Source organism: Lutibacter aestuarii, assembly GCF_042676885.1.
Taxonomy (GTDB): Bacteria; Bacteroidota; Bacteroidia; order Flavobacteriales; family Flavobacteriaceae; genus Lutibacter; species Lutibacter aestuarii.
Genome location: NZ_JBHTIC010000002.1, coordinates 272,084 through 291,605 on the forward strand (window position 1 = coordinate 272,084; position 19,522 = coordinate 291,605).

Annotated in this window: 16 protein-coding genes and 1 riboswitch; of the genes, 12 read left to right on the plus strand and 4 right to left on the minus strand. The window is 29.2% G+C overall.

What is annotated here, in order from left to right:
• Window positions 1–40: 40 nt before the first annotated feature.
• Window positions 41–718: a response regulator transcription factor gene (locus tag ACFQZW_RS01180; protein WP_298263720.1), complete on the minus strand. Its 678-nt coding sequence runs from the start codon at window positions 716–718 to the stop codon at window positions 41–43.
• The gene (locus ACFQZW_RS01185; RefSeq protein WP_298287169.1) at window positions 711–2,183 is read right to left on the minus strand and encodes a sensor histidine kinase; all 1,473 of its coding nucleotides are present in this window, start codon (window positions 2,181–2,183) and stop codon (window positions 711–713) included. The genes ACFQZW_RS01180 and ACFQZW_RS01185 overlap by 8 nt, the downstream gene beginning before the upstream one ends.
• Window positions 2,184–2,310: 127 nt before the next feature.
• Between ACFQZW_RS01185 and ACFQZW_RS01190 the strand changes: the two genes are divergently transcribed.
• The 4 genes from ACFQZW_RS01190 (at window position 2,311) to ACFQZW_RS01205 (ending at window position 6,820) form a co-directional block, all read left to right on the plus strand.
• On the plus strand, window positions 2,311–3,171 hold the full coding sequence (locus tag ACFQZW_RS01190; protein ID WP_386781323.1) for a GLPGLI family protein: 861 nt from the start codon (window positions 2,311–2,313) through the stop codon (window positions 3,169–3,171).
• Window positions 3,172–3,198: 27 nt separating this feature from the next.
• Window positions 3,199–5,886: a carboxypeptidase regulatory-like domain-containing protein gene (locus ACFQZW_RS01195; RefSeq protein WP_386781324.1), complete on the plus strand. Its 2,688-nt coding sequence runs from the start codon at window positions 3,199–3,201 to the stop codon at window positions 5,884–5,886.
• Window positions 5,887–6,022: 136 nt separating this feature from the next.
• Window positions 6,023–6,355, plus strand: a complete 333-nt coding sequence (locus tag ACFQZW_RS01200) for a cupin domain-containing protein (protein ID WP_298263715.1) — start codon at window positions 6,023–6,025, stop codon at window positions 6,353–6,355.
• Window positions 6,356–6,367: 12 nt separating this feature from the next.
• Entirely contained in the window at window positions 6,368–6,820 is a 453-nt protein-coding gene (locus tag ACFQZW_RS01205) for a hemerythrin domain-containing protein (RefSeq protein WP_298263713.1), read from the plus strand.
• 77 nt (window positions 6,821–6,897) lie between these two features.
• Here ACFQZW_RS01205 and ACFQZW_RS01210 read toward each other — a convergent pair whose 3' ends face one another.
• Entirely contained in the window at window positions 6,898–7,194 is a 297-nt protein-coding gene (locus ACFQZW_RS01210) for an isoamylase early set domain-containing protein (RefSeq protein WP_298263711.1), read from the minus strand.
• Window positions 7,195–7,405: 211 nt separating this feature from the next.
• Window positions 7,406–8,662, minus strand: a complete 1,257-nt coding sequence (gene metK, locus ACFQZW_RS01215; RefSeq protein ID WP_298263709.1) for a methionine adenosyltransferase — start codon at window positions 8,660–8,662, stop codon at window positions 7,406–7,408.
• A 280-nt stretch (window positions 8,663–8,942) separates the two neighbouring features.
• Here metK and proC point away from each other — a divergent pair, with 280 nt between their 5' ends.
• The 8 genes from proC to ACFQZW_RS01255 all read left to right on the plus strand — a co-directional run bounded on the left by proC (window position 8,943) and on the right by ACFQZW_RS01255 (window position 19,491).
• Window positions 8,943–9,758 carry a pyrroline-5-carboxylate reductase gene (proC, locus tag ACFQZW_RS01220; RefSeq protein WP_363317289.1) on the plus strand — a complete coding sequence of 272 codons (816 nt, stop codon included), beginning with the start codon at window positions 8,943–8,945 and terminating at the stop codon, window positions 9,756–9,758.
• A 418-nt stretch (window positions 9,759–10,176) separates the two neighbouring features.
• Complete coding sequence (locus tag ACFQZW_RS01225; RefSeq protein WP_386781325.1) at window positions 10,177–11,469, plus strand: O-acetylhomoserine aminocarboxypropyltransferase/cysteine synthase family protein; 1,293 nt, start codon at window positions 10,177–10,179, stop codon at window positions 11,467–11,469.
• 66 nt (window positions 11,470–11,535) lie between these two features.
• Window positions 11,536–11,636: riboswitch (SAM riboswitch) on the plus strand.
• A gap of 90 nt (window positions 11,637–11,726) precedes the next feature.
• Window positions 11,727–15,119, plus strand: a complete 3,393-nt coding sequence (thrA, locus tag ACFQZW_RS01230; protein WP_386781326.1) for a bifunctional aspartate kinase/homoserine dehydrogenase I — start codon at window positions 11,727–11,729, stop codon at window positions 15,117–15,119.
• Window positions 15,120–15,137: 18 nt separating this feature from the next.
• Window positions 15,138–16,307, plus strand: coding sequence for a trans-sulfuration enzyme family protein (locus ACFQZW_RS01235; RefSeq protein ID WP_298287180.1), 1,170 nt, complete (start codon window positions 15,138–15,140; stop codon window positions 16,305–16,307).
• Window positions 16,308–16,430: 123 nt separating this feature from the next.
• Window positions 16,431–16,700, plus strand: a complete 270-nt coding sequence (locus tag ACFQZW_RS01240; RefSeq protein WP_298263703.1) for a DUF2061 domain-containing protein — start codon at window positions 16,431–16,433, stop codon at window positions 16,698–16,700.
• Window positions 16,697–17,314, plus strand: a complete 618-nt coding sequence (locus ACFQZW_RS01245) for a phosphoadenosine phosphosulfate reductase domain-containing protein (protein WP_298263701.1) — start codon at window positions 16,697–16,699, stop codon at window positions 17,312–17,314. Before ACFQZW_RS01240 ends, ACFQZW_RS01245 begins: the two co-directional genes overlap by 4 nt.
• A 10-nt stretch (window positions 17,315–17,324) precedes the next feature.
• Window positions 17,325–18,224: a sulfate adenylyltransferase subunit CysD gene (cysD, locus tag ACFQZW_RS01250; protein ID WP_298263700.1), complete on the plus strand. Its 900-nt coding sequence runs from the start codon at window positions 17,325–17,327 to the stop codon at window positions 18,222–18,224.
• 19 nt (window positions 18,225–18,243) lie between these two features.
• Window positions 18,244–19,491, plus strand: a complete 1,248-nt coding sequence (locus tag ACFQZW_RS01255; protein ID WP_298263698.1) for a sulfate adenylyltransferase subunit 1 — start codon at window positions 18,244–18,246, stop codon at window positions 19,489–19,491.
• Window positions 19,492–19,522 lie beyond the last annotated feature (31 nt).

Genomic DNA, 19,522 nt, shown 5'->3' on the forward strand with positions numbered 1-19,522 from the left:
AACTAAATTTTTTATGAATTTGTAATACAATTTTAACGCATTAATAAATCAGCTTATACCCAAAACCTCTTACATTTATAATTTGTATACTTGGATCAAGTTTGAGTTTTTTTCTAAGTTTAGTAATAAAAACATCCATACTTCTAGCATTAAAAAAATCATCATCACCCCATAATTTTTTTAGAATAAAGGAACGTTCTAATACCTGGTTTTTGTTTTTAATTAAATAGTATAATAAGTTGGCTTCTCTGTGAGTTAGGTTTTCGGTTGTACCTTCAATTTCTAGAGTTTGCTTTTTCAAATTGAATGTAAATTTTCCAATTGAAATAGGAGTGCTATTATCGTTTTTTTTAGTTCTATTTAAAAGTGAATTCATTCTAACAATTAGCTCTTCCATACTAAATGGTTTTTTTAAATAATCATTTCCTCCCAAATTAAACCCTTTAACAACATCTTCTGTTTGAGATTTAGCTGTTAAAAATATAATTGGGATATCTGGGTTTTCTTTTCTAATTTCTTTGGCAAGTGAAAAACCATCTTTTTTAGGCATCATTACATCTAAAACTAATAGTAGTGGGTGTTTGTTTTTATAAATTTCTAGAGCTTCTTCTCCATTTACACAAAGCAGCACTTCAAAATTTCTAGTTTCTAAACTTTCTTTGATAATTTGACCCAAAGAAGGCTCATCTTCAGCTAATAATATTTTAATTTTATCCATTATTTGGGAGTTCAATTTTAAACAAAGTTGTATTGTTTTTATCATAAATAATGTTAATACTTCCTTTGTGTTTTTCAATTATTTTTTTGGTGTAATATAAGCCAATTCCAAAACCTTTTACATTGTGTGTATCACCTGTAGGAATTCTATAAAATTGTTCAAAAACTTTATCTTTTTGATTTTTATGAATGCCATTGCCGTTATCTTTTATTAATATTTGGGTATTATTTAATTCAGAAAAAACTTCTATTGTTATTCTATTTCCACCATATTTTATAGCATTATCTATAATATTTCCTAAAGCATTTTCAAAATGAAATTTATCTAATTTTACGATAGGATTTTTGTTAGAAGGTTTAAAATTAAAGGTTTTTTCAGGGGTAATTAATTGGTATTTTTCAATAGTAGTTTCAATGAGTTGATTAATATGTATAGCTTCTTTTTTTAAACTTAGTTCTTCTTGATTTAAAGTGGCGTTTTCTAATATTTTTTCAACCATTAAATCTAACTTATTTACTTGGTTAGTGGCCATAGCAATGTATTTTTCAGACTTAATTTTGTCATCTAAAGCGTTAAAACTTTTCATAGCTTCTAAAGCGGTGGCAATTGTTGCTATAGGAGTTTTAAACTCATGCGTAATATTGCTGATTAGGTCATTTTTAATTTCTGCTAGCTGTTTTTGTTTGTAAATGGTTTTTAGTAAATAAATTAAACTTGAAATGATGCAAATAGAGAGTAAAAGTGAAAGAAAAATACTTATAAATGAACTTTTTAAAAGAATGGCTGTTTCATTAGTGAAAAATAATTCAAGGGAGCTTCTATGTGGTAAGTAGGTAGATTTAGAGATTGTTTTTAAATATTTTTTTGGGAAATTATCTAATTTATAGGTGATAATTTTATTTTTTGAACTATCTCTACTTATTCTTTGTGCATAGTTATATTTTAGAGCATAACTAACATTGATGTTATTTCTGTTAAACTCTTCAACTATATATGTATCTAATTTTTCCAAATCAAGTGTGTCGCGCGATATTGAAATAAATACTTTTGATATTAAACTATCTATATTTTTAGGGAAAGCATCATTTGCCGTAAAAAAAGGATAAGGATTATTTCTTGGGCTCTTTAATAAAAGAGGCTTTTTACTTTCTTGTTTTGCTATGTTTTGTAGCGTGCTGTCAATTTTTCTTCTAAATCCATATCTAGAGTGTGTACTCACAATAATAGTATCAATTTTTTCTTTAGAATTGATAGAGTCTGAAGAAGTAAAAGTAATAATACCTGACTTAGTTAAATTGGCAAAATAAGTTTCAACCGAATTATCTAAACTCAGCTGCACTTTGCTTATTAGGTTTTGTTTGTTTATTTGATATTCGCGATAATTCCAATAAACTTGAACTGCAATGGTGGTAAGTATAGTAATACCAATAAAATACACAACCCATTTGTAATTTTTTTTGTCCATACTTCAAAGGTAAATACATAAATTGTATTATCCGAATTGATTAACAGTAGTTAACATTAGTTAACTGTAATTTAAATTGTTACAAAATATATTTGTGTTTGTATTAAACATTAAAACATCATTAAAAATGAAAAACGCCTTTTTTAAATACAGTTCGTTTATATTATTATTAGTTGCAGTAAATTTAAAAGCTCAAGAGTTTCAAGGCAAGGCAACTTATCAAACAAAATCGTCTATTAATATTGATTTGGAAAGTTCGGGAATTCCAGCTGATAGGATAAAAATGATTAAAGAGCGAATGAAAAATCAATTAGAAAAAACATTTGTGTTAACATTCGATAAATCAGCATCTATTTACAAAGAAGAACAAAAACTAGATCAAGCTTCTGGAGCTAGAGGAGGTATGCGTTTTATGATGTTAGGTGGTGGCGCATCAGGAGATTATTATAAAAATTCACAAACAAAAACTTCTGCTAAAGAAAATGAATTTAGTGGTAAAAACTTTTTAATTAAAGATCAATTAAAGACTTACGATTGGAAGTTGGAGCAAGAAACCAAAATGATTGGGCAAAACCTATGTTTTAAAGCAACAACGGTTATTGAAATTCCTGCGAGAAGAGAAATTAGATTTGGAAGAAGAAATGCTTCTGATCAAGATAAAGAAGAAAATGAAGAAGCTCCTAAAATGGAGCAAGCTATTGTAACTGCTTGGTATTCAATGGATATACCTGTAAGCCATGGCCCTGGAGATTTTTGGGGTTTGCCAGGGTTGATATTAGAAATAAATTATGGTAATACTAATATTTTATGCACAAAAATAGTAATCAATCCAAAAGAAAAAATTGAAATTTCAGAACCAACAAAAGGAAAAGAAGTCTCTCAAAAAGAATATGATGAAATCATTGCTCGAAAAATGAAGGAAATGCAAGAAAGATTTAGAAATGAACGGCAAAAAAGTGGGAATACTCATTTTAGAATTAGAGGTTAATAATTGAGGCTTAAAATAATATTTACCATGAAGAAAATACTATTTTTAGTTCTTTTCACATTAATTCCTTTTTTAATTTTTTCTCAAAATATTAAACTTGAAGGAGCTGTAAAAGATAGTTTAGGAAATCCTTTAGAAATGGCCAACGTTATCGCGTTTAAAAAAGGTACTCAATTTTTACAATCCTACTCAATAACCGATACAAAAGGGAACTATAAACTGAGTTTAGAGGAAAATGAAGCTTATACCTTAAGGATAAGTTATTTGGGGTTTGAAACCAAAAGTGTAGAGGTGATTACCAATAATTCCAATAAAAATTTAATTAAAAATATAATTTTATCTGAAACAAATGAGTCTTTAAATCAAGTAGATATCACCTATGAAATGCCAGTTAAAATTATTGGAGATACCATAGTTTATAATTCAGATTCATTTACAACAGGGAAAGAAAAAAAATTGGAAGATGTGCTTAAAAAACTACCAGGTGTAGAGGTTGATGAAAATGGAGAAGTAGAGGTTGAAGGGAAAAAAGTTCAAAAAGTTTTAGTAGAAGGAAAGCCTTTTTTTGATGGAGATTCTAAGTTGGCAACTCAAAATATTCCAGCCAATGCTATTGATAAAGTACAAGTTTTAAAAAACTATAATGAAGTTGCTGGTATGCGTGGTGTAACAAATAATGAAGATAATATTGCTTTAAACATAAAATTAAAAAAAGGAAAGGATAAGTTTTGGTTTGGTGAAGTAAATGCGGGTATTGGAAATGAAGAAAAATATATTGCCAAGCCTAAATTATTTTATTATAGTCCAAATAAAAGTGTTAACCTACTAGCTGACTTTAATAATATTGGTGAGGCACCATTTACAATGAGAGATTATTTTAGGTTTACAGGAGGCTTGCGTGGCGCTATGAGAGGCAGTGGGACAAGTTTTAATATTTCATCTGGTGGTTTGGGTTTTATGACCACACAAAATAATAGAGCACAGGAAATAACTTCAAAATTTGGTGCTTTAAATTTTGGTTTATCACCTAAAAAAACACTAGATTTTAACGGTTTTGCTATTGTTAATAATTCAGAAACAGCTATGTTAACTCAGTCTAATACAGTTTATAATAAGTTAAACTTAACTGAAGAATCTTCAAACCAAGCAATGCAAGAAAGCAAATTAGGGATGTTGAAATTTAGCACTACTTATAAACCTAACACCAATGTTCATATAGATTATGATGTATTTGGAAAAATTTCTGAACAAACAGAGTTACAAGATGTTACTTCCACAAGCAGAAATGCAGATACTTACAAAGAAGAAAAACCATTTTCAATAAATCAAAATTTTAATATATACTACACAATTGATGATAAAAATATTTTTGCAGCTGAAATGCAGCATTTATTTCAAAAGGATAAACCTTTGTATAATTCAATGGCAACTACACAACCTTTTTTGATAATTCCAACTGAAGGTGAACAAGATGGAAATTATATTTTTGATCTTGTTCAAAATAAAAAATTAACCACAAATAAATTTGACGCTAAGTTTGACTATTATTATTTACTAACGCCAAAAAGTAATGTAAATATTTCTTTTGGAACTACGTTTAGCAAGCAAAATTTGAATTCTAAGATATCTCAAAATTTAGAAAATGGAAGCAAGTTAGATTTTGAAGACCCACTTTTAAACAATGACGTTGATTATAATTTTTCAGATATTTTTTTAGGGTTACATTATAAAATGGTTTCAGGGATTTTTACTTTCAATCCAGGTGTAAGTTTACATCAGTATACTACAAAAGATACTCAATTAGGGGTTGTAAATAAAAGCAATACAACAAAACTTTTACCTGATGTTTATGCAAATTTGCAATTTAAGTCATCTGAAAGCTTAAGGTTTAACTATTCTATGTCAACTCAATTTTCTGATATAGATAATATTTCTGAAGGTTATTTTCTTAGTAATTACAACTCTTTAACAAGAGGTAATAAAGAGCTTGAAAGTGCCTTGTATCATAAATACTCATTAAGTTATTTTAGTTTTAGTATGTTTTCATTTACTAACATAAATGCTTCTGTTAATTATACCAAAAAAGAGAATGGCATAAAAAATAATACTGAGTTGGTGGGTATTGATAGGGTTTCTTATCCGGTAAATTCAAATTTGGCAGATGAAACATTGTCAGCTTTTTTTAGATATGGAAAAACATATAGCAAATTAAAAACTAATTTTTCGGCTAACATTTCAAATTCAACATACAATAATATAGTAAATAACGATTTAATAAAATCAAAATCTTTATCACATAGCTATCAAGGTAGTATAGCTACTAAATTTAAAACCGCTCCAAATTTTGAATTAGGATATCAAAAATCATTTTCAAATTATTCAAAATCGAACAGTGTAACAGATAGACCTTTTGCTAATATGGAAGTTGGATTTTTGAAGAACTTTATTTTAACAGCAGATTACAGTTATTATAAATATAAAAATACTTTTGAAAATTTAAGTAGCGAAACTAAAAATAACTACTCATTTTTAAATGCTAATTTATACTATCAGCAAAAAGATAGTAAGTGGGAATTTAAAATTTCAGCAAATAATTTAACTAATAACACCTCAATGAATACTGATAGTTATCATGAGATTTCAGATAGTAATTCAATATCATTGTATTTTATTCAGCCAAGACTTTGGATGTTTTCTGTGAAGTATAATTTATAGTTTAGTTTTTAACTAATTATAAAGTTAATTTTCAAATAAAAATTCTAATTAGGTAGGTTAGTTAGGATTTTTTTATTGAAAGCCAATAAAAGTTTTAATATTAATACTTAAATTTAACCAAAATAAAAATTAAAATATGGCAAGTAACGAGTTTGAAAAAGGGGTTAAATTTTCTTTTAATAAAAGTATTCATTATAACGAAAAAGCAGTTGTGAGTAAACATATTCTAAAAAAAGAGACAGGGAATATTTCACTTTTTGCATTTGATAAAGGAGAAGGGTTAAGTGAGCATACCACTCCGTTTGATGCTTTAGTTTATATTGTAGATGGCAAAGCGGATATTGTTATTAATGGCATTTCAAATGTATTAGAAGCAAATGAAGCTATTATTATGCCAGCAAATGTTCCACATGCATTAAAAGCTGTTGAAAAGTTTAAAATGGTGTTAACCATGCTAAAACAAAAATAAAGGAACTTTCAGATGGCAATTAAGAGGCATAGTTCTTTGCAAGAATTTTCAAAAGATCATCATCAGGCATTATTACTTTGTTGGAAAATTAAAGTGGGACTGTCAAAAGAAATAGCTTTGGAAAGAATAAAAGCATATGTTGATTGGTTTTATAAAAATCATATTGTAACTCATTTTCTGTTAGAAGAAAAATACATGTTTCCAGTTTTAGGAAGTGAGCATCCACTAGTAATTAGAGCTATGGAGGAACATAAAACGTTGTTAACTCTCTTTGAAAAGAATTTTGAAATTGATAAAGTACTTCAACAATTACATGTAAAGCTAAAAGAACATATCAGATTTGAAGAGCGAGTTTTATTTAATGAAATTCAAAATGTAGCTACAAAAGAACAATTAGCAACCATTAAAAAATTTCATACAAATGAAAAATTTATAGACAACCTTAACGATGTGTTTTGGAAGTAAACAACTAATTTTATAAAACTCAAAAAGCACTTTTACCTAGATGTAAAAGTGCTTTTTTTATAAAAAAATGTGTAAAATTATAAGTTTAATACACCGTTTTCTGTATTTGCAAAATCATTCCACTTATAACTATCGGCCTGTTCGTCGTTAATGTAGTTTCCATCAACAAGGTATCTAAATTCATAAGTGTTATCTTTTTCTAAATCTAAAACACCCTTAAAAGTGCCATTTTTTAATTTTTTTAAATTAGAATTTTTAGCATTCCAATTGTTAAAATCTCCAACAACAGCAACTTCTTTAGCATCTTCAGCAGGAACTGTAAATGTAACTTTACAAATAGGTTTACTTTTTAAGTATTGTTTTTTTATAGCCATAATTTTTTATGTTTATTAGGAGGCAAAAATAGCAAACAATTTTACTTTAAGAGCTTCTAATTTGTGGAAAGTTAAAGATTTATTAATTTCTTAAAAATAAATTTACAAATTAGTTGATTATTAAATTAATGAAGCTTAAAATAGTAATTAAATAAAATAAAAAAACTGTATAAACGTTTATACAGTCTTTTTTATCATGGTTATTAAAAAATTATAACCCGAAAGCTTTCTTTATACGATCTATATAATCTAGTTTTTCCCAAGTGAATAACTCTACATCAATTGTTTTTTTAGATCCATCAACATTTTCAAAAGTTTTAGAAATGGTAGTGTTTTCTCTTCCCATATGACCATAAGCAGCTGTTTCTAAATACATAGGTTGGCGTAATTTTAATCGATCTTCAATAGCAGCAGGTCTCATATCAAATAGCTGTGTTATTATTTCAGCAATTTCTCCATCTGATTTATCAATATTTGCAGAGCCATAAGTATTTACATAAATACCCATAGGTTCAACAACACCAATGGCATAAGAAACTTGAATTAAAATTTCATCAGCTACACCAGCTGCTACAATATTTTTTGCGATATGGCGAGTTGCATATGCAGCACTTCTATCTACTTTACTTGGATCTTTTCCAGAAAAAGCACCTCCACCATGAGCTCCTTTTCCTCCGTAGGTGTCAACAATAATTTTTCGCCCAGTTAAGCCTGTATCTCCATGTGGACCTCCAATAACAAATTTTCCTGTAGGATTGACATGATATACAATATTATTATTAAATAGTGCTTTAATATCGTTTGGTAATTTTTCAATTACTCGAGGAATTAAAATGTGAATAACATCTTCCTTTATTTTTGCTAACATGGCTTCATCAGTAGGACCAAAATCATCATGTTGTGTAGAAACAACTATATCTTTAATTCTAAAAGGTACATTGTCATCTGTGTATTCAATAGTTACTTGACTTTTAGAATCAGGGCGTAAGTAAGTAATGTCTTTGTTTTCTCTTCTTAATAAGGCTAATTCCTGTAAAATTTTATGACTTAAATCTAAGGCTAAAGGCATGTAATTTTCAGTTTCTTTAGTGGCATAACCAAACATCATTCCTTGATCACCAGCACCTTGTTCTTCTTTAGAGGCTCTGTCAACTCCTTGATTGATGTCTTGTGATTGTTCATGAATGGCAGAAAAAACACCACAAGAATTGCCATCAAACATATATTCGCTTTTGGTATATCCAATTTTATTAATCACATCTCTTGCAATTTTTTGAACATCTAAATAGGTTTTAGATTTTACCTCTCCAGCTAAAACTACTTGCCCTGTAGTTACTAATGTTTCACAAGCTACTTTAGAATTTTCATCAAATGCTAAAAAATTATCAATTAAAGCATCTGATATTTGATCTGCAACTTTATCAGGATGTCCTTCTGAAACAGATTCTGATGTAAATAAATATGACATAATTTTAATTTATTTTAATTATAACAAGAATTTGTGGATTGCTTTGGTCGCTAAAGGAAGTAAATAATTACTGCTTTAGCATTTTTTTACGAGGTTGCAATCAGTTCAAATCCTTCCTCTTAAATTTTAGACTGCAAATATACAAAAAGATTGTAAATAATGAATGATTTTTTGTGTAAATAATAAAATTTAACCAAAATTAAAAAATTTATTTAATTAAAATAATTAGCTTATATATTGTTAAATTCGTAATTTTGAACTGATATTAAGATTAAAAATTATGAAATCAATAAATATATTAGTTATAGGTGCTGGAAACATGGGAATTACATTCGCAGAAGGAATGAGCACTTCAAATCTTCTGAAAGGGAGTCGTATAAATGTGTACGATATTTCAAACGATAGAGCTAAAGAAGTAGAAGCTATGAATATTTTTAAAGTAAATACTTCATTAAAAGATTGCTTATCCAATGCAGATATTATTTTTTTAGCAGTAAAGCCATATAATATAAATGCCCTTTTTGAAAGCATGTATCCTTATACCAATAAAGATCAGATTTTTGTATCGGTTATGGCTGGTGTGCAAATTAAAACAATTCAAGAAGGTTTAAATGTTAAAAAAGTAATTAGGAGTATGCCTAACTTACCAGCTAAAATTGGAGTTGGATTAACAAGTTTTACAGTCTCTGATGCAGTATCAAATTCTGAAGTATTTTTAGTTGAAAGACTATTAAAAACAACAGGTAGCGCTGTGTTTGTTAAAAATGAAGAAATGATTGATGCTTCCACAAGTATTTCAGGGAGTGGACCAGCTTATGTATTTTATTTTATGCAAGCCATTGTTGAAAAAGCTATGGGTTTAGGTTTTTCAGAAGAAGAAGCAAAAAAAATGACTATTAAAACTTTTGATGGAGCTGTAAAATTGTATAAAAAACATAAAGAAACTCCAAATCAGTGGATTGAAAAAGTTGCTTCAAAAGGTGGAACTACTAGGGCTGCATTAGATGTTTTAGAAAAAGATAATGTAAAAAAATCTATTATAGATGCTATTTCTGGAGCATTTGAAAAAGCTGTAGAATTAGGAAAAGCTAATTAAATAGAAATTTTAAAAAAATTAAAGATTATTTGGAAAATTAAAAATTGTCATTACTTTTGTACCATCAAAAATTAAAAAATGATTTTAAACAAGATGAATATGTGTGCAATTATGATGTGTAAAAATTACGCAGAGGACACTATTGTTTAAAAATTAAAAATAATATCAAACAATTTAAAGCCTCTGAATTTTCAGAGGCTTTTTTTATCAATAAACAAAAAATGAAATTTACATTCCAAAAAAATATATGCAACCGATGTTGTATGACAATGCAAATGCAAATAATGCGTAGCATAATGAAATGGTATTGCCTAAATTAAATGGAATAAAAATCTCTTAGATAAAAGTCCCTTTGGTAATACCTAAAACCAAAGGGACTTTTTTTATTTAAAACTAAAACATTAAAAAATATATTATTATGAGTACTCAAAAATTTTCAACACAAGCTTTACACGCAGGACACGATACACAAAATACAGCTGGAACTAGGGCAGTGCCAATTTATCAATCAACTTCTTATGTTTTTAATAATACAGAACACGCGGCTAATTTATTTTCTTTAGCAGAGCCTGGTTTTATTTATACGCGTTTAAACAATCCTACCAATGATATTTTAGAACAACGTTTAGCAGCTTTAGATGGTGGAATTGGAGCTGCAGTTTTTGCTTCAGGAACTTCAGCAATTTCAACAGCTTTATTAACATTATTAAAGTCAGGAGATCACATTGTAGCGTCAAGTACCTTGTACGGAGGAACCTATACATTATTAAATGTAACTTTACCTAGATTAGGAATAACCACTTCTTTTGTAGATGCTTCAAATCCAGAAAATTTTAAAAAAGCAATTAAAGAAAATACAAGAGCCATTTTTATAGAATCCATTGGAAACCCTAAATTAGATGTGTCAGATTTTGAAGCGATTGGGAAAATTTCTAAACAAAATAGCATTCCTTTTATCGTTGATAATACAGTTGCAACACCCTATTTATTAAACCCAATTAAGCATGGAGCAAACATTGTAGTTTATTCGTTAACAAAATTTATTGGAGGTCAAGGTAATTCACTAGGAGGAGCAATTGTAGATGCAGGTAATTTTGATTGGACCAATGGTAAATTTCCTGAATTTACGGAGCCTTCAAAAGGGTATCATGGATTGATATACAGCGAAGCTCTTGGAGAAGCAGCTTATATTGCAAAAATTAGATTGGAAGGTTTACGAGATTTTGGTGGTGCACTAAGTCCATTTAATGCTTTTCAAATTATTCAAGGATTAGAAACCTTGCCAATTCGTTTAGAAAAGCATAGTGAAAATACTTTAGAATTGGCAAAGTGGTTAGAAGCGCAAGAAGAAGTATCTTGGGTAAGTTACCCAGGTTTAGAATCTCATGAATCGTACAAAAATGCCAAAAAATACTTGCCAAAAGGTCAAAGTGGAGTATTGTCATTTGGAGTAAAAGGAGGTTTTGAGTCGGCTAAAACAGTGGTAGATTCTGTAAAAGTTTTTTCATTATTGGCAAATATTGGAGATACAAAATCATTAATTATTCACCCAGCAAGTACTACCCATCAACAACTTACAGATGAACAACAATTAGCTTCTGGAGTAACAAAAGATTTAATTAGACTTTCTGTAGGGATTGAAGATGTTGATGATTTAAAGCAAGATTTAAAAGATGCTTTTGTAAAAATTCCAACATTGATAAATAAATAAAAAAAATGTTGGCTGAGAAAAATTTAATGCGTTAATTTGCGCTTTAGTTCATAAATTTATTGACTATTGTTATCAAGAAAGGCAGAGGGAATAGACCCAGTGAAGCCTTAGCAACCCTTTAACTTTAAAGAAGGTGCTAAATTCTACCCATTAAGGATAGATAACTCAACTAAATTACATTTCTAGTAATTTTCTGCATTTTTTCTTAACAATAATTAATCAAATAATTAGCAAAAGTTTGCTAAAATAAATAATTATTGATGAGTAATTTAAAACACATAACCATACAAAATTTTAATTCTGAAAAAAGAGATTGCTATTCTGAATTAAAACTGTCTTACCAAATATTTGGGAAAAAGCTACATACCGCTCCAGTAGTTTTGGTAAACCATGCGCTTACTGGTAACAGTAATGTTGCAGGTAAAAGTGGATGGTGGAGTAATTTGGTGGGAGACAACAAGGTAATCGATACTAATTTATACACAATTTTAGCATTCAATATACCTGGAAATGGTTATGATGGTTTTGTAATTGAAAATTATAAAGACTTTGAGGCTAGAGATATAGCTAATATATTTTTATTGGGTTTGAAACAATTAAATGTTAAACGTCTTTTTGCTTTAATAGGAGGTTCTTTAGGAGGTGGAATAGCTTGGGAAATGGCAGTTTTAAACCCAGCTATTACAGAACATTTAATTGTAATAGCCACCGATTGGAAATCAACCGATTGGTTAATTGCAAATTGTCAAATTCAAGAGCAATTTTTAACCAACTCAAGCAATCCAGTTCACGACGCTCGTATGCATGCAATGTTATGTTACAGAACACCAGAGTCTTTTAAAGAACGGTTTCAACGTTCTAAAAATGAAGAGTTGAAAATTTTTAATGTTGAAAGTTGGTTGTTGCATCATGGTAAAAAATTACAGGAACGATTTCAATTATCAGCCTATAAGTTAATGAATCAATTATTAAAAACAATTGATGTAACTAAAGACAGAAGTGAACAAGTTTTAGATAGTATTAAAGCTACGATTCATATTATTGGTGTTGATTCTGATTTGTTTTTTACAGCTGAAGAGAACAAAGAAACCCATAAACAATTAGCACTTACGCATCCTAATGTTACTTATAATGAAATTAACTCGGTACATGGACATGATGCATTTTTAATAGAATACAAACAACTAGGTAAAATAATAGAACCAATATTTAACAAAAGTTCTAAAAGAAAAGCAATGAAAGTAATAAAATTTGGAGGTAAATCTTTAGCAAATGGAAAAGGCTTAGAAAGCACATTAGCCATCATTTCAAATAAAATAAAAAACAATGAAAACATTGTAGTGGTAGTTTCTGCTAGAGGTAAAACCACAGATCATTTAGAGTCTATTTTAGAAAAAGCTAAAAACGGATTGCCTTATACTTCAGAATTTGAAGAGTTAAAAAAATATCAGACTGAGATTGATGAAAGTGCTGATTTTTCGAAAGAGTTTCAATTGTTAGATGAAATTTTTAGAGGGGTAAATTTATTAGGAGATTACAGTCCTAAAGTTAAAGATCAGGTACTTTCTCAAGGAGAAATTTTATCAGGAAAACTAATCGCTCACTTGTTAACTAAAAAGGGGATACAAGCAAATTTAGTTGATACCAGAACACTTATTAAAACAAACAATCAATTTGGAAAGGCGCAACCTTTTGAAAGCATTTCTGAAGAAAATGTAATTGAGTATTTTAAAAATCAATCAAAAGAAGTTACACAAATTGTTACTGGTTTTATTGGTTCAAATTTAGATGGTGAAACCACTACTTTAGGTAGAAATGGAAGTAATTATACAGCGTCATTAATTGCTAATTTTTTAAATGCTGAAGAATTTCAAAATTACACACATGTAGATGGTATTTTTACAGCAAATCCAGATTTGGTTGAGAATTCTAAAAAAATAGAAAAATTAACATATCAGGAGGCGAACGAGATGGCGAATTTTGGAGCCAATATTTTACATGCCAAAACTATTATTCCTTTAATTGAAAAGAATATTCCATTACGTATTTTAAATACGTTTAATGAGGATAGCGAAGGAACATTAATTGGTTCTGAAACTGAAAAAGGAGGTATTAAATCATTATCTGTAGAGCAAGATGTGGCTTTGGTAAACTTGATAGGTAGAGGTTTGTTAGGAAAAGTAGGTGTTGATGGTAGAATATTTACCGCTTTAGCAAACGAAAATATTAGTGTTAGTATTATTTCACAAGGCTCTTCTGAAAGAGGTATTGGGTTTATAGTAGATGTCAAAAATGGTTATAAAGCTAAAACTGTTTTAGAGAAAGAATTTAAAAACGAATTTTTAACTAAAGATATTAGTCAAATTTATGTAACTGAAAAAGTGTCTGTTATTTCAATAATCGGACAAAGTTTACATTCTTTTAATCAACCTTATAGCGCGTTGATAAAAAATCATATCACTCCAATATTAATTAACAATACAGTTACTGGTGAAAATGTATGTTTGGTTGTTAATCAATCCGATTTACATAAAGCAGTAAATGTAATTCACGGTGAAATTTTTGGAGTTTCCAAAAATATCAACATCGCCATTTTTGGAAAAGGATTAGTGGGAGGAACTTTAATCAATCAAGTTATAAAAAGCAGAGAAAATATTTTAAAAAGAAAAAACATCAATCTAAATATTTTTGCTGTTGTAAACTCATCAAAAGCTATTTTAAACAAAAATGGGGTTACCCAAAATTGGGCTTTAGATTTAGAGCAAAGTGAGGTTAACAGTTCGGTTCAAAATATCATAGATTTTGCAGAAAAAAATCATTTAGAAAACTTAATTGCCATAGATAATACTGCAAGTAGTTCTTTTGTTGAACATTATATAAAGTTGGTTGAAAATGGTTTTGATTTAATTTCATCAAACAAAATTGCCAATACATTAAGCTATACATTTTATAAAGAGTTGAGAAAAAAACTGCAAGAAAATAAAAAATCATATTTATATGAAACAAATGTAGGAGCGGGTCTACCATTAATTGATACTATTAAATTATTACATGACTCTGGTGAAAATATTACAAGAATAAGAGGAGTGTTTTCAGGCTCTTTAAGTTTTTTATTCAATACCTATTCAGAAGAAAACAAGCAGTTTAGCGATGTTTTACAAAAGGCAATTGATAGTGGTTTTACTGAGCCCGACCCAAGAGAGGATTTATGCGGAAATGATGTGGCTAGAAAATTATTGATTTTAGCTCGAGAATTAGATTTGAAAAATGAGTTTGAAGATATTAAAATCCAAAATTTAATTCCAGAGAATTTGAGAGAAGGTTCCTCAGCTGAATTTTTAACAAGATTAAAGGAGTTAAACCCTTATTATGAAAAAGTAAAATTAGAGCAAGATAAGAACCATGTGTTAAGATATATTGGAGATTTGTCTGGTAATTTACAAGAAGATAAAGGAAATTTAGAAGTAAAATTAGTTTCTGTACCAGCCAACAGTTCTTTAGGTCAAATTAAAGGAGCAGATGCAATTTTTGAAATATTTACTGAATCGTATGGAGAAAAACCAATTGTTATTCAAGGAGCTGGAGCAGGTTCTGCAGTAACCGCACGAGGTGTTTTTGGAGATATATTAAGACTAGCAGAAAAGAATTAAATTAGAAAAGGACAAAAAATGAGTGAGAAAAATTTTGAAACAGGTGCTATTAGAAAACAATTAGAACGTTCTCAATATCAAGAGCATACTACCCCTTTGTATGTAACTTCAAGTTTTATTTTTGAAGATGCTGAAGATATGCGTGCTTCTTTTAGTGAAGAAAAACAACGAAATATTTATTCTCGTTTTAGCAATCCAAATACATCAGAGTTTGTTGACAAAGTAGTGCAGATGGAGGGAGCTGAAGATGGGTATGCATTTGCTACAGGAATGGCCGCTGTTTTTTCAACTTTTGCTGCATTGTTAAATAGTGGAGATCATATTGTATCAGCTCGATCAATTTTTGGATCAACACATACGTTATTTACAAAGTATTTTCCTAAATGGAATATTGAAACTTCTTATTTTGATATTCATAATCTAGCTGAAATAGAAAATTTGATAAAACCTTCAACTAAAATTTTGTATGCAGAGTCTCCTACAAATCCTGGAGTTGATATAATAGACCTTGAGTTATTAGGAGCAATAGCAAAAAAGTACAATCTTTTATTAGTGATTGATAATTGTTTTGCGACACCATATATACAGCAACCTATTAAATTTGGTGCAGATTTGGTGATTCATTCTGCTACTAAATTAATGGATGGACAAGGACGTGTGTTAGGTGGAATAGTAGTTGGTAAATCTGATTTAATTAAAGAAATATACTTGTTTTCACGCAATACAGGTCCAGCACTTTCGCCTTTCAATGCTTGGATTTTGTCTAAAAGTTTAGAAACTTTAGCGGTTCGAGTAGAAAAACATTGTGAAAATGCTTTGAAATTAGCAGAATTTCTTGAAAATCATTCAAAAATTTCAACTGTAAAATATCCGTTTTTAAAATCACATCCCCAATTTAAAATTGCACAAAAACAAATGAAATTGGGAGGAAATATTGTAGCCGTTGAGGTTAAAGGAGGTTTAGAAAAAGGTAAGCAATTTTTAAATAGCATTAAAATGTGTTCTTTATCAGCCAATTTGGGTGATACAAGAACCATTGTAACCCACCCAGCTTCAACAACTCATAGTAAACTTTCTGAAGAGGAACAATTAGCGGCAGGAATAACTCCTGGTTTGGTAAGGATTTCTGTTGGATTAGAACATGTAAATGATATTATTAAAGATATAAATCAAGCGTTAAATAGTTAAAAAACATAAAATATGTTAAAGATATTTCAATAGAATATATTTTTTAATCTAAAAGTCTATCGATTTGGTAGGATAATAAAAAAATATGTACTTTTGGCAAAAGAAAACAGCATAAACAAAAAAATGATAATTGATCAAATTTATACATCAAGTAAAACCAAAAATAGTAAGGAATTTGATAAAATAAAAAATTCTGAAAAAGCTTCTCGAAGTTTGGTTAAAGCTATTAGTTGGAGAATTGTTGGAACTATAGATACCATTTTAATTTCTTGGCTAATAACAGGTAAAATTACTTTGGCATTATCAATAGGTTTGATTGAAGTAGTTACAAAAATGATATTATACTTTTTTCATGAACGAATATGGAATTTAATAAAATGGGGAAAAAAATGAAAGATTTAGACTTAAAAAAAATTAATAAAGAATTACAACATAAATCACCTGAAGAAATAATTTCTTGGGCTTTAAGTATAGCCCAAAACCCTTTAGTAACCACAAACTTTAGACCGTATGAGGTGGTAATTTTACATGCGTGCACCCAGGTGAAAAAAGACTTAAAAGTAATTTGGTGCGATACTGGTTACAATACACCACAAACTTACAAACATGCAAATGAATTGATAGACTCTTTAAGTTTAAACATCAAATTATACGTTCCAAAGCAAACAGCAGCTCATAGAGACGCTACTATTGGAATTCCTCAAGTTAATGATCCATTACATATATTGTTTACAGAACAAGTTAAGTTAGAGCCTTTTAATAGAGCTATGAAAGAACATCGACCAGATGTTTGGTTTACCAATTTAAGAAAAGGACAGACAGCTTTTAGGGATAGTATTGATATTGTATCAAAAAGTAAAGATGGGTTATTAAAAGTAAGTCCTTTTTATCATTGGACAGATGAAGAATTAGATACCTATTTGAAGGAACGAAATTTACCAAATGAATTCAAATATTTCGATCCAACAAAAGTTTTAGAAAACCGAGAATGTGGTTTGCATTCATAAAAATTATAAAATGACAGAGAAATTACACATTAATGCACTTGAAAACGAAGCAATTTATATTTTTAGAGAAGTTGCAGCACAATTTGAAAGACCAGTATTACTATTTTCAGGAGGAAAAGACTCCATTACTTTAGTAAGGTTAGCCCAAAAGGCATTTTACCCAGCTAAAATACCTTTTCCTTTAATGCATATTGATACAGGTCATAATTTTCCAGAAACTATAGAGTTTCGTGATAAATTAGTAGAAGAATTAGGTGTTGAGTTAATCGTTAGACATGTTCAAGACTCTATAGATCAAGGCAAGGTAAAAGAAGAAACCGGAAGGTATTCAAGTAGAAATATGTTGCAAACAACTACGCTTTTAGATGCCATAGAAGAACTTAAATTTGATGCTTGTATAGGTGGTGCAAGAAGAGACGAAGAAAAAGCAAGGGCAAAAGAACGTATTTTTTCAGTACGTGATGATTTTGGCCAATGGGATGAAAAAAATCAACGACCAGAACTATTTGATATGTTAAATGGTAATATAGATTTAGGGCAAAATGTACGTGTTTTTCCAATTTCAAACTGGACAGAGTTAGATGTTTGGACTTATATTGAAAATGAAGACTTAGAAATTCCTTCAATCTATTTTGCTCATAAAAGAGATATTTTTGTTAGGGATGGGCTAATTTGGTCAGCTTCAGAACATGTATATAAAGATGAAGAAGAAGAGGTTGAAGAACGAATGGTACGTTTTAGAACCGTTGGCGATATGAGTTGTACTGCTGCTGTAGATTCTTACGCCACAACAATTAGTGAAGTGGTGGCAGAAATACGAGATTCAAGTATCTCAGAACGAGGTGCTAGAATTGATGATAAAAGATCAGAAGCAGCAATGGAAAAACGTAAACAACAAGGGTATTTTTAACAAACAATAAAGGTAAAAAATGGAAGTATTAAAAATAGCAACAGCAGGAAGTGTAGATGATGGTAAAAGTACCTTAATTGGAAGGTTATTATACGATACCAAATCACTTACAGACGATAAATTAGAAGCAATTGAACGTAGTAGTAAACAAAAGGGATATGATTATTTAGATTTTTCTTTAGCTACAGATGGTTTGGTTGCAGAACGAGAACAAGGAATTACAATTGACGTAGCTCATATTTATTTTTCAACAAATACCAGAAGTTATATTATAGCAGATACTCCTGGTCATGTAGAATATACTAGAAATATGGTTACTGGAGCTTCAACTTCACAGGCAGCCATTATTTTAATTGATGCTAGACACGGTGTTATAGAACAAACCTATCGTCATTTTTTCATTAACAATTTATTAAGAATAAAAGATGTAATTGTGGCCATTAATAAAATGGATTTAGTTAATTTTTCTGAAGATCGTTACAATGAAATAAAAGATGATTTTCAAAAATTAGTTGAAAAAAGTGATTATGAAGATCAAAACATAACATTCATCCCTGTAAGTGCTTTAAAAGGAGATAATGTTGTAGAAAAATCGGATGTAATGTCTTGGTATCAAGGAGAAACTTTAATTTCTCATTTAGAAAATTTAGATACTGATGATATTTACAATAATGGAAAAATGCGTTTCCCTGTACAATATGTGATACGACCTAAAACAGAAGAATTTCATGATTTTAGAGGTTACGCAGGTAAAGTATATGGAGGAGATATTCAAGTGGGAGATGAAGTGGTAGTTTTGCCTTCGGAAACAAAAACCAAGGTAAAAGAAATTTATTTTAACGATCAAAAATACGAGAGTGCCTCAAGAAGATCTTCGATTTCTGTAACTTTAGAAAATGATGTAAATGTAAGCAGAGGAGATATGATTGTAAAAGCAACAGAACTCCCTAAAATTGACAAACGATTTACAGCAACAATCTCTTGGATGGATGCCAAACAACTGGTGTCAGGATCAAAATATGTTTTACAGCATGGAGTAAATAAAGTATTAGCCAAAGTAACAGCAATACTTAATAAAATTGAAACAGATTTTTCTGGTGTAGAAACCAATGTTTCAAATTTAGAAATGAATGATATTGCATCAGTGTCATTTCAATTAAACAAACCTATATTTTTCGATTCATTTAAAGAACATAGAACAAATGGAGCTTTTATTTTAATAGATCCTCAATCAAACAATACCGTTGGGGTTGGATTTATCGAATAATATAAGTAGCTAAAAATCAATAATATATATA

Coding starts and splice junctions, on each gene's coding strand:
- ACFQZW_RS01180 (WP_298263720.1), bottom strand. CDS start 718: ATGGATAAAATTAAAATATTATTAGCTGAAGATGAGCCTTCTTTGGGT.
- ACFQZW_RS01185 (WP_298287169.1), bottom strand. CDS start 2,183: ATGGACAAAAAAAATTACAAATGGGTTGTGTATTTTATTGGTATTACT.
- ACFQZW_RS01190 (WP_386781323.1), top strand. CDS start 2,311: ATGAAAAACGCCTTTTTTAAATACAGTTCGTTTATATTATTATTAGTT.
- ACFQZW_RS01195 (WP_386781324.1), top strand. CDS start 3,199: ATGAAGAAAATACTATTTTTAGTTCTTTTCACATTAATTCCTTTTTTA.
- ACFQZW_RS01200 (WP_298263715.1), top strand. CDS start 6,023: ATGGCAAGTAACGAGTTTGAAAAAGGGGTTAAATTTTCTTTTAATAAA.
- ACFQZW_RS01205 (WP_298263713.1), top strand. CDS start 6,368: ATGGCAATTAAGAGGCATAGTTCTTTGCAAGAATTTTCAAAAGATCAT.
- ACFQZW_RS01210 (WP_298263711.1), bottom strand. CDS start 7,194: ATGGCTATAAAAAAACAATACTTAAAAAGTAAACCTATTTGTAAAGTT.
- metK (WP_298263709.1), bottom strand. CDS start 8,662: ATGTCATATTTATTTACATCAGAATCTGTTTCAGAAGGACATCCTGAT.
- proC (WP_363317289.1), top strand. CDS start 8,943: ATGAAATCAATAAATATATTAGTTATAGGTGCTGGAAACATGGGAATT.
- ACFQZW_RS01225 (WP_386781325.1), top strand. CDS start 10,177: ATGAGTACTCAAAAATTTTCAACACAAGCTTTACACGCAGGACACGAT.
- ACFQZW_RS01235 (WP_298287180.1), top strand. CDS start 15,138: ATGAGTGAGAAAAATTTTGAAACAGGTGCTATTAGAAAACAATTAGAA.
- ACFQZW_RS01240 (WP_298263703.1), top strand. CDS start 16,431: ATGATAATTGATCAAATTTATACATCAAGTAAAACCAAAAATAGTAAG.
- ACFQZW_RS01245 (WP_298263701.1), top strand. CDS start 16,697: ATGAAAGATTTAGACTTAAAAAAAATTAATAAAGAATTACAACATAAA.
- cysD (WP_298263700.1), top strand. CDS start 17,325: ATGACAGAGAAATTACACATTAATGCACTTGAAAACGAAGCAATTTAT.
- ACFQZW_RS01255 (WP_298263698.1), top strand. CDS start 18,244: ATGGAAGTATTAAAAATAGCAACAGCAGGAAGTGTAGATGATGGTAAA.